9 protein-coding genes and 1 tRNA gene are annotated in these 10033 nt (G+C 71.2%); 7 read left to right on the forward strand and 3 right to left on the reverse strand.

Annotation, left to right across the window (positions count from 1 at the left end; genetic code table 11):
- Positions 1-43 precede the first annotated feature (43 nt).
- On the reverse strand, positions 44-688 hold the full coding sequence (locus tag AQJ30_RS16490) for a TetR/AcrR family transcriptional regulator (protein WP_067234100.1): 645 nt from the start codon (positions 686-688) through the stop codon (positions 44-46).
- A 290-nt stretch (positions 689-978) separates the two neighbouring features.
- On the opposite strand from AQJ30_RS16490, the gene AQJ30_RS16495 reads away from it, so the two are divergent.
- The 6 genes from AQJ30_RS16495 (at position 979) to AQJ30_RS16515 (ending at position 6353) form a co-directional block, all read left to right on the forward strand.
- Positions 979-2280, forward strand: a complete 1302-nt coding sequence (locus tag AQJ30_RS16495; protein ID WP_067234102.1) for a M6 family metalloprotease domain-containing protein — start codon at positions 979-981, stop codon at positions 2278-2280.
- A gap of 175 nt (positions 2281-2455) precedes the next feature.
- A tRNA-Arg gene (locus AQJ30_RS16500) sits at positions 2456-2528 on the forward strand.
- A gap of 851 nt (positions 2529-3379) precedes the next feature.
- Complete coding sequence (locus AQJ30_RS36955) at positions 3380-4357, forward strand: STAS domain-containing protein (protein WP_245726953.1); 978 nt, start codon at positions 3380-3382, stop codon at positions 4355-4357.
- Between the two features lie 160 nt (positions 4358-4517).
- Positions 4518-4859, forward strand: a complete 342-nt coding sequence (locus AQJ30_RS39405; protein ID WP_245726954.1) for a DUF5994 family protein — start codon at positions 4518-4520, stop codon at positions 4857-4859.
- 9 nt (positions 4860-4868) lie between these two features.
- Entirely contained in the window at positions 4869-5030 is a 162-nt protein-coding gene (locus AQJ30_RS39410) for a hypothetical protein (protein ID WP_245726955.1), read from the forward strand.
- Positions 5031-5159: 129 nt separating this feature from the next.
- Positions 5160-6353: a PP2C family protein-serine/threonine phosphatase gene (locus AQJ30_RS16515; protein WP_067234104.1), complete on the forward strand. Its 1194-nt coding sequence runs from the start codon at positions 5160-5162 to the stop codon at positions 6351-6353.
- A gap of 128 nt (positions 6354-6481) precedes the next feature.
- Here AQJ30_RS16515 and AQJ30_RS16520 read toward each other — a convergent pair whose 3' ends face one another.
- Both AQJ30_RS16520 and AQJ30_RS16525 read right to left on the reverse strand, forming a co-directional pair.
- Positions 6482-6964 (reverse strand): DUF5994 family protein, encoded by a 483-nt coding sequence (locus AQJ30_RS16520; RefSeq protein ID WP_067234772.1) that lies wholly within the window; start codon positions 6962-6964, stop codon positions 6482-6484.
- A gap of 177 nt (positions 6965-7141) precedes the next feature.
- Positions 7142-8014 (reverse strand): helix-turn-helix domain-containing protein, encoded by an 873-nt coding sequence (locus AQJ30_RS16525; RefSeq protein WP_067234105.1) that lies wholly within the window; start codon positions 8012-8014, stop codon positions 7142-7144.
- A gap of 399 nt (positions 8015-8413) precedes the next feature.
- Between AQJ30_RS16525 and AQJ30_RS16530 the strand changes: the two genes are divergently transcribed.
- Positions 8414-9709 (forward strand): ice-binding family protein, encoded by a 1296-nt coding sequence (locus AQJ30_RS16530; protein ID WP_067234107.1) that lies wholly within the window; start codon positions 8414-8416, stop codon positions 9707-9709.
- Positions 9710-10033 lie beyond the last annotated feature (324 nt).

Raw genomic sequence — 10033 nt, forward strand, 5'->3', positions numbered from 1 at the left:
AGACGAAGAAAGAGGGAGAGAGCAGGTCTCGTGTCAGGTCGGGTCAGGCCTGCCGGAGGTCCTCCAGGGTGACGGGCGTTCCCGGCAGGTCGGACGGGGCCGGGGCCCGCAGTCCGTCCAGGAACAGCTGGAGATGGCGGTGGACGAACCGGTCCCCGTTCGGGCACCCCGTCCCGGCCGGCGGGCGGCTGAGCTGGGCCACCGCGACCATGAGGTCACCGGGCCCGACGTCCTCGCGGAGCTGTCCGGCCTGCCGGGCCCGCTCCATGAGCTGGTCGATCAGCTGCTCGACGCGGACCCGGGAGGCCTCGAGGTCGGGGTGGTTGACGTCGAAGGTGCTGGAGATCATCGGGCACAGCGCGGCGACTCGCTCGTCCGCGGACACGTGCACGAAGCGCTCCAGCGCCTCGAAGGCGTCCCCGGTCTCCGCGAGCGCCTGCCGGGCCGCCTGCGCCGTACGGTCCATGACCTGGCAGACGACCTCGCGCACCAGCGCGTCGCGGTCGGGGAAGTTGCGGTACACCGTGGCGTTGCCGACGCCGGCCCGGCGGGCGACCTCGTCGAGCGGGACGTACGGCCCGAACTCGACGAACATCTCGCGGGCGGCGGTGACGATGCGCTCCCGGTTGCGCAGGGCGTCGGCGCGCGGCCGGGGCGCCTTGCGCTGGACGGGGGCGGTGGTCGTCACGGTGCACTCCTCGGTGGTCGGGCTGGCGATCCGGGGAAGCTGTCCCCGTTTCGCTCGGACACATGGCTAAACGGGGAAGGGGTCCCCGGTTATTTCCCGTCCGGGGACTTTTTTCGAATGTGATGCGCGCCACTCTCCGGGCCGTACGTCGAGGACCCTCTCCCGCCCCCCGCATACCGCCCGGTAACCCACGATCGGCCGTTCCAGCGCGCGTCCCGGCGTGTCGCGGCACAGGGTGATCGCAAGGGTGCAGCCGGTGACGGTGGCTGCCGGGAGCGAAGGGCACCTGCATGCAGCCGCAGCCGAGCAGCCGCCGCATACGCTCCCGGCGGGCCGCCGCGCTCGCCTCGGTGACGCTGCTGACGCTGGCGGTCAGCACCGCCGCGGGCTCCGGCCGGCCGCCCGCCGCGGGCCCCTCCGGCGCGGGCGCGGGCCCGGCGGTCTCCCCCGCCCGCGCCACCACCCTCGCCCCCTGCATGATCACGGGCGGCTCGGCCGTCCAGATGTCCGAGGGCGTCCCCACGCCCGGCGGCTACGCCCGCTCCACCGGCCGCGTCCGCGCCCTCAGCCTGATGATCGACTTCCCGGACGCGCCGGGTCACGGGAACGCGCTGGACCGCTTCCACGAGTTCTTCCCGCAGACCCGGGAATGGTTCCGCACGGCGTCGTACGGCCGCCTCGACTACGTCCCCGAGACACCGGTCCGCCGCTGGCTGCGCATGCCGAAGCCGTTCCGTGCGTACGGCATAGAACGCGGCGCGCCCTTCGAACCGGGGTACCGGCAGCTGGTCCAGGACCTCGTGGCCGCCGCGGACGGCAGGGTCGACTTCGCGTCGTACGACCTGCTGAACGTCCTGGTCACCCCCAACGCCGGCCCCTCCGCGCTGGACACGGTCCTGTCGGTGACGTTCGCCGGCAACGCGGACGCCCCCACCGCCGACGGGGTCCCGGTGGCGAACGCGTCCTTCGTCTACTCCCGCCAGGACGACGGCTCCGGCTCCTACGACAAGACCGGCTACCGCGTGCTGCCCCACGAGAACGGCCACGTCTTCGGCCTGCCCGACCTCTACACCCAGGAGGGCGGGGGCTCGGTCGGCCACTGGGACATCATGAGCGAGGACTGGGGGGCCGACAACGACCTGCTCGGCTGGCACAAGTGGAAGCTGGGCTGGCTGGACGACTCCCAGATCGGCTGCGCGGCGCACCCCGGGACGAGCGAGTACCGCCTGACCCCGCTCGCGGTGACCGGCGGCCCGAAGCTGGTGTTCGTCCCGCTGAGTGCCCGCAGCGGCTACGCGGTGGAGGTGCGCACCCACGCCGGCAACGACGAGGCGGTGTGCCGCCCGGGCGTCCTCGTCTACCGCGTCGACGCGGACGTCGACACCGGCATGGGCCCGGTCACGGTCTACGACGCCCACCGCGACAGCGGCGGCTGCACACGCAGCCCCAACGTCCACGCGGAGCTGTCGGACGCGCCGTTCGTACCGGGCGAGACCTTCAAGGACCCCAAGGCGAAGGTGCGGATCGTGGTGGAGGGGGTGGACGGGGACGGGGGTTACCGGGTGCGGGTGGTGCGGGGTGGGGGGAGGTGAGGGGGTGGGGGGGTGATGAGGGGGTGAGGGGGGTGGGCCAGCGGGACGAGGCGCCCCCGCTTCCCTGTCTTGCCGACGCCCCTGCATGCCTGCCGACCGCGCCGACCTCACCCCTGCCTCCCCCACTGATCCGGTACGCTGTGGACGTCACGCCCACACGCGCGACGCCACCTTCGCCTTCGTAGCTCAGGGGATAGAGCACCGCTCTCCTAAAGCGGGTGTCGCAGGTTCGAATCCTGCCGGGGGCACACGGGAAACTCGGTCAGAGGCCCTTTCGTCCGACGGACGGAAGGGCCTTCTTCTCTCGCAGAACACATCGCTCCGAAGCCGGGAGGAAGGCCGTCGGCCACGACTGACCTGACCCGCCTGACGGGCGGCTTGGGTCGTCCCGTCCACCGGGCACGTCATGCTGCCCTCGATCACCAGCGGCTCCTCGGCGAACCGGCACCGGCACCGGCATGCGGATCTCCCCCATCGACGGCCGGTGGGCGGTGCTGCAAGGAGTTCTCCCCTTCCCACGACCGCGAACTCCGAACGGTGTCCGCAACGCCTTCCGCAAGCCGGCTTTCACCCGGACCGAACCCTCCTGGCGTGCGACGTGTCGCCCCGAGGGGTTCGGAGACCCGGTGAGCGGCGGTCGCGTCGCGTGCGGGTTCGGAAGTGAGCCGGCATTCCATTCGTCCACCCGCTCTGCCGTCCGGCTCCGGGCGGCAGCGCTGTGCTGTGTTCAGGGGACTGCGCGGCGGCCAGTAGTGGTCCAGAGCCGGCGCGCGTCCTTCGACAGCACCTGCCGCGACACGGCAGGGACGGGGTGGCGCTCCTGCCCTTACCCCGCCGGCCCCCGGCTGTGAGGTGCGCGTCCTTCGACGCGGCCGCTTCCGGTTGCGGCCGACGTACGGTTGAAGTACCGAGGGCATCACGCACTCCGGCCCCCGCGCCGGGTCGTCCTCGGCGAGGGACGAGTGAATCCGGGCCGCCCCCGTGGTCGGCTCGGAGACGGGTCGGCACCATGTCCGCCGCAGTCGAGGCACAGCGAGCCCGTCACGGCAGGAGCCGCGCGGAGAGCCCGCGCAGGTTCGCGAACCCGCCGAGAAGAGACGTGGTGGTCCCCTCCCGGCTGGACATCCATCGGCGGGTCCGAGGAGAGCGAACGCTCGTCACGCTCGCCGGCGACATCGGGCCGGCCACCACGCCGCTGCTGCGGGCCGCAGTGGAGCAGTGTCTGCTGGACGGCGCCACCGAGATCGACCTCGACCTCACCACGGTCGGCTCCTGCGATGCCAGGGGCTTGGACGTCCTCCTCTCGGCAGCTCGGCGCGCCGGCCGGGTCCACGCTCGCCTGCGGCTGCACCATCCGTGCGCTCAGATCGTCCGGCTCCTCGATGCCACAGGATCGACTGCGCTGCTCCTTGCGCCCCTCGCGAGCCCCGTGCCGCCCACCGCGTCCAGCGACCTCATGAACACCGCGACGCGGGCGCCCGAGGACCCCGTTCGTCGGCCGGGCCGGCCGGTCCTCAGGGACGGTATCCGCCTTCGCCGGCTGACCCGCCGGCAGGCAGAAGACATGTGCGAGGACATCGCCGACCTGGCTTCGGAGTCCGTAGCGGGCACCGTCCGAGAGGCGTACCACGACCGCGGAGACTTCCTGCACCGCTTGGCGGTCACCGCCCACCGCCCCGGCTTCGCCCTGCTGGTCGCCGAGACGACGGTGCTGGTCGGTTGCGCCTTCGGTTTTCCGGTGGGCTCCGACGGCTCCGACGGCCGGCAGGACGGCGGAAGCCTCCAGGAGATCATCCAGCGACTCACTTCCCGGGCACGGTTCGTCGTCCTCACGCAGGTCGTGGCCCATCCGCACGTTCAGCACCGCGACATCGCCCGCCGCCTGCAACAGCGTCTCCTCACGGACCTGGACTCCTCCCTCGGGGTCACCCTGCTGCATCCTGCCGACCGGGGAGCTCGAGCCGCCTTCTCGTCCTGGGGGTGGCAGAACCTGGGTGAGGTCGTGGGGATGCACGGCGCCGTCGCCCCCTGCGTACTGACCCTGTCCGCTGAAGGACAGCCCTCGGCGCGCCGGTGATGCGGCAGTGCGATGGCTGCGCGCCACACCGCCCGCCACCGTCGGGAGTAATCTGGGGCACACCGAGAACTTCCGGGCGCACCATGACGGTGGCGCCGTTCCCGGCCAGTGACACGACACGGGCAGCCGGAGACCGCACGGCCCGGAACGGGACCGCACGATGAACGCCAGCACAGAGCCCGCCGAGGGCACGGCACCAGGTGACGGACACTGCTACCGCATGCCCTCGCCCCGGCTGCGCCTCACGCCGGACGCCAGCCACGGCCCGCTGGACGGCGCGTGGTGGCCGCGCTGCGGCGCCCTGGAACTGGAGCTGCCCGTACTGGTCGGCTCCTTGGATCCGGGCATCGGCACCATCACCCGCGTGACCGTGGGGACGGCCGCCTGGCCCGATGCCCCGCGGGAGGTGATGGCACCCGGACACGTGATCGAGGTGGTGCTGACCGATTCCGCCGCCGAGGCGCATGCCATCACCGTGGACTGCGGCACCGTGGGGCGTTGAGAACTGCTGGTGATCCCCCCGGACGAGCCGGACCGGGTGGCCACCCGGCTGCTGACCGCCGCCTCCGACCCCGCGAACGCACTGTCGGCTCCGCGCCTGCTGGCGCTCGCCGAGAGCGGCCTCGACGGACAGGACACGGGGGAGCCGGAAGGAGGAGCGGGACCCGGGTGAGCAGCCCGGCCGGCCCCGCCCGACCGGCGGACCGGGCTTTCACGACCGCATGATGGAGCCATGGCACCGACAGATCCGTTGTCATCCCGGCCCGCCCCCGCCCGAAGCGTGACCGCGGAAGGTGAGGAGATGGCCGAACGACGGCGCCCGAACCGGTCCGAGAGCTTCGGGGAAGCGCTCCTCGGAAAGATCTTGGACAGCGCGCACGAACTCCCGCCCCATCTCATCGGGCCCCTGGTCGCCGACGTGATGGAGCGGCTCGATGCCCGTCGTCCGCAGGTGCTGTTGCAGGACTACGGCCAGTTGGTGCTCGTACCGCTGCCCGGTGAGGGGCTGACCGGCGGGGAACCCCAGCTGATCGACGACTCCGACGCGGGCCGCTGTTTCCTCGACGCCGTTCCTGTCGAGGTGCCCCAGGAGGACGGCGTCCGGGTCCATCTGCCGCTGCTGGACGGTGGTGACCAGGTGGGGGTCATGGCAGTGACGCTGGACGTCGTCGATGACGACGACCGCCGCCTGCTTCTCAGGATCTCGGGCCTGGTGGCCGACCTCCTGGTGACCAAGCACGGCTATTCCGACCTGTTCTTCGACGTCCGACGCGATGAGGGGATGAGCGTCGCCGCGGAGATCCAGTGGTCCCTGCTGCCACCGCTGGCCATGATCATGCCCCGGGTCGCCGTCGCCGGGATCCTGGAACCCGCCTACGACGTGGGCGGCGACAGCTTCGACTACGCGCTGAACGGCGACGTCCTCCACGTGGTCATGATCGACGCGATGGGGCACGGACTGGACGCGGCCACGATGGCCACCGTGGCCATCGGCAGCTATCGCCACGCCCGCCGCGCCGGCATCGGGCTGTCGGAGATCTACGCGTTCATGGACCGCGCCGTGGCCGGACAGTTCGGTCCCGAGCACTTCGTCACCGCGCAGATGCTGCAGCTGGACACGACGACGGGACGGGTGCAGTGGGTCAACGCCGGGCACCCGCCGCCGATCCTCGTCCGCGACCACCGCGTCGCACGACGTCTGGCCGCCCCGACGACCCTTCCCGTCGGCCTGGGCGGTTCGGAGCCCCGGGTGAGCGAACTGGGGCTGGTGCCCGGGGACCGAGTCCTCTGCTTCACCGACGGAGTGGTCGAGGAACACAAGAGCGGCGGGGCGGAGTTCGGGGAGGACCAGTTGATCGACTGTGTGAACCGGCTGGAGAGGACCGGCCGCGGCATCCGGGCGGTGACGCGCTCGCTGTCCCACACGCTCAAGCGGGCACGGGGCGGACGGACCAGCGACGACGCGACGCTGCTCATGGTGGAGTGGCGCGGCTGACCGCAGACCGAGCGGCTGCTCAAGGGCACGGGCTTCGTGGTCCGTTCCACCCGGTGAGGCCGGGAGGGGGCCGCCTCAGTGGGGTGACGTGGACCGGAGCATCCCGAGGGACGGGCTCCGCCGCCCTGTCAGCCGACAGGACCGCGCCCGCTGCCGGTGTCTATGAGGATCTGTTCCGCGTCGCTGACGTTGTCCACCCGGACCGCCCGGGCCATCGCGGCACGGGCGGCATCCGGTGCCGCGTCGGGCGGGACGACCAGCAACGAGAAGATGTCCCGGTCGCCCCGGGTGATCAGGACCGTATCGTCACCGACCGGGAAGGAGTCGATGTGCACCACCCGGTCGTCCACGACGATACGCGTCGGCAGACCCTCCCAGGCGGCGGCATCCAACCCCACACGCGACACGGGGCCGAGGTGGGCGACAAGGGCACCCAACAGGGCGGGCAGCTCGGCGCCGATGTCGCGCGAGCGCGGCCACCACGCGCCGTCGAGGACGCCTCTGCGTGATGCTGTCGTCTCCAGCCGCAGAAGCGCAGATCCCGGTCGCACGGCCTCGTGGACGCCACTGGGCAGACGCCGGGGAACAGGTGGTGTGTCCGAGCTGGTCATGAGGACCACCCGTCGGTAGGGCCAGTGCGACGACGGGACCCCGCCCCGCACCTCCCACGCTACTCCTGGCGCCACACGCACCGACGTCCGCAGATCGCCCGCCCCCTCGCCCCGCTACCGGCGGAACCGATCCAGCAGGTCACGGCGGAGGCGTACGAGTCCTGGTCCGAGGGGTGGTCAGGGACGGTTCGCCGCTCCGACGTGCCACTTGACGGCGTCGGTGATGAAATGGCGGCTGCTGACCGGGTCGAGGGCCCGGGCCTGGAGATGGGTGTACATCACGTCATAGGGCCGCACGTCGGACGGCTTCTCCAGGTAGAGGTCGCTGGTGAACCGTTCCAGGTGCACCACCGCCGCCTCGGGACCGTCGGCGAACCTCATGAGGGAGAACCGCCCCGACAGGCCCGGATGAGCGCCGCCCGTGAAGGGGAGGACCTGCACGGTGACGTTGGGCTCCGCGCCGAGCGCGTTCAGGTGTTCCAGTTGCTCCCGCATGATGTCGGGAGAGCCGACGGCACGGCGCAGGACCGATTCGTCCAGGACGGCCCGGAAGCGCAACGGGCCCGCCGGGTCGTAGATCCGGTGCTGCCGGCGCAGCCGCACCTTCAGCCGTGCGGCGGCCTGCCGGGCCGTGAGCCGGGGAATCGATTCCTCGATGACCGCATGGGCGTAGGCGGGGGTCTGCAGCAGATCCGGGACCACCAGGGGCTCATAGGCGTGGACCGAGGCGGCGTCCGTCTCCAGGCCGATGTAGACGCTCTGGGGGATGTCGCCGTAGGCGTGCCACCACCCCCGTGTGCCGGATTCCCTCGCCATCTCGATCAGCGCGTCGACGGCTTTCTGGTCCGACACCCCGTAGACCGCGCACAGGTCGCGCACGTCGCGGGGACTGATCGCGCGGCGGCCGTTCTCCAGATGACTGATCTTGGGCTGGGAGATCATCAGCCGCTCGGCCACTTCCGTGCTCTTCAGTCCACTGGCCTGGCGGAGCCGACGCAGTTCGGCCCCCAGGCGACGTCTCCTGACGGTGGGATTGATGTTCGCCGCCACGGGCGGGGTACCTCCGGGTTCACGTCATCGTTCTGATCCGCAGACTGCCACGCGAGAAGCGATGTTGATCACTCGCCATACCGTCGCGGCCGGGCACCGACCACATCGGATCGTGACGTCGTCATGTGCCGTTTCCACGTGCGTCCGCAGGCGCGGGATCACGTCGCGCGGCCCGGGGAGTTCGTCCGCGCAACCAGGTGTTATCACCGAACAATCAATAAGTACGCATTTCGAAATAATGCGCCGCACGCCAGAGATGAACGCTCGAAAACCAGAAACGCACTTCTATTGTCGCGGGCTCAGGAAGATTCCTCCGTAATATGCACCACCAGATCACGGCTCTCCGGGCGTTCGGTTACAGCCCGGCACGCCACGGCCCCCACAGGAAATGGCCTCTTGATGAAGCTGAAAATCCCTGAGACGGCTCGCCGGCGCTCCTTGCCGGGCTTGCTGGCCTCAGCTCTCGCCGCCACGGTCGCCGCCGCGATGGTCGTCCTGTCGCCCGCCCAGGCAGTCGCCATCGCCACACCGGTACCGCTGGCCACGGCGGCGAGTTTCTCCGTCCTGGCGGGCGCGGGAGTCACCAACACCGGCCCCACGGTGATCAGTCACGACCTCGGGACGTACCCGAACCCCGCGATCACCGGTTTCCCGCCCGGCGAGGTGCTCGGCGCCGTGCACGCCGCCGACGCCGTGGCGGCCCAGGCCAAGTCCGACCTGGTCACCGCGTACAACAACGCGGCGGGTCAGGCCACGGACTTCGCACTCGCAGCGGGCATCGGGAACGGCACGACGCTGCTTCCGGGCGTCTACACCGCCACCTCGGGTGTCGGCATCACCGGCGATCTGATCCTGGACGCCGGAGGAAACCCGAACTCCGTGTGGGTGTTCCAGATTCCGGAGGCCCTGACGACGGCCTCCTCCAGCCGCGTGCTTCTGACCAACGGCGCCTCGGCGTGCAACGTCTACTGGCAGATCGGGAGTTCGGCCACCCTCGGCACGAACTCCACCTTCGTGGGCACCATCATGGCCCTGACGGACATCCACGTGACCACGGGGACCAACATCGAGGGCCGGGCGCTGGCCCGCAACGGCGCCGTGACGCTCGACACCAACCGGATCTTCCTCAACGCCTGCTCGACCGGGACGACCGGGGGCACGACCACCGGCACCACCAGCGGTACGACGACCGGCACCACGACCGGCACCACGACCGGCACCACGACCGGCACCACGACCGGTTCGACGACCGGCAGCACCGCCGGTGCGATCGGCGGAGGCCTGGTCAGCGGTGGTCTGGTCAGCGGTGGCCTCCTGGGCGGGCCGATCGTCAACGTGACGGGCGGCGGCACCTCCGGGAACACCGCGGGCAACACCGCCGGCAACAACGTCACCAAGGGGAACACCTCGGGGAACACCGCGGGCAACACGGCCGGGAACACCGCCGGCCAGCACGGCGGCGGCAGGCCCGGCGAACACCACGGCAAGCCCGGCGAACACGGCGGACCGGACGTCGGTGGTGGGTACGACCACCACCGCAAACCGGGCGAGGACCACCAGGGCGCGCCGGGCAAGCCGGACCACGGCCATGGCGATCGACCCGGCGACGACAACGGCCACGACTACGGCAACTACGGCAACTACGGCTACGGCAACGCACCCAAGTCCGACGGTCAGGAAGACCACGAGAGCTAGTCGGCGGATCGCGGATCCGTACCGCGGATGACGGCGTGCGGCGGGACCTCTCGACCCCGCCGCACGCCGCCGCTGCCGCTGCCGGTGGACGAACAGCCTGTGACGCCGGGCGGCGGAACACGAGAAAGCAAGGTGGGCGGTGTCGAGCGGAACTGACGCGGCACGCGTGAAGGAACACCGACGGACCGATGGCGGCTCGCCGCCGGGGGAACGGAGAACGGACGCCGGTCCGCCCGGCGAGCGGGTCCGGGGTGCCAGGGCCCTGAGAGCGGGCCTGCGCGGTGCCGTCCTCGTGTGCCTGGTGACGACCCTGGTGCATCTCGG

The sequence above is a fragment of the Streptomyces longwoodensis genome, assembly GCF_001514125.1.
In the GTDB taxonomy this organism is placed as follows: Bacteria; Actinomycetota; Actinomycetes; order Streptomycetales; family Streptomycetaceae; genus Streptomyces; species Streptomyces longwoodensis.

Excerpts from the sequence above, each read along its gene's own strand:
- AQJ30_RS16495 (WP_067234102.1), top strand. The coding sequence starts at position 979 with ATGCAGCCGCAGCCGAGCAGCCGCCGCATACGCTCCCGGCGGGCCGCC.
- AQJ30_RS39405 (WP_245726954.1), top strand. The coding sequence starts at position 4,518 with ATGAACGCCAGCACAGAGCCCGCCGAGGGCACGGCACCAGGTGACGGA.
- AQJ30_RS16515 (WP_067234104.1), top strand. The coding sequence starts at position 5,160 with ATGGCCGAACGACGGCGCCCGAACCGGTCCGAGAGCTTCGGGGAAGCG.
- AQJ30_RS16520 (WP_067234772.1), bottom strand. The coding sequence starts at position 6,964 with ATGACCAGCTCGGACACACCACCTGTTCCCCGGCGTCTGCCCAGTGGC.
- AQJ30_RS16530 (WP_067234107.1), top strand. The coding sequence starts at position 8,414 with ATGAAGCTGAAAATCCCTGAGACGGCTCGCCGGCGCTCCTTGCCGGGC.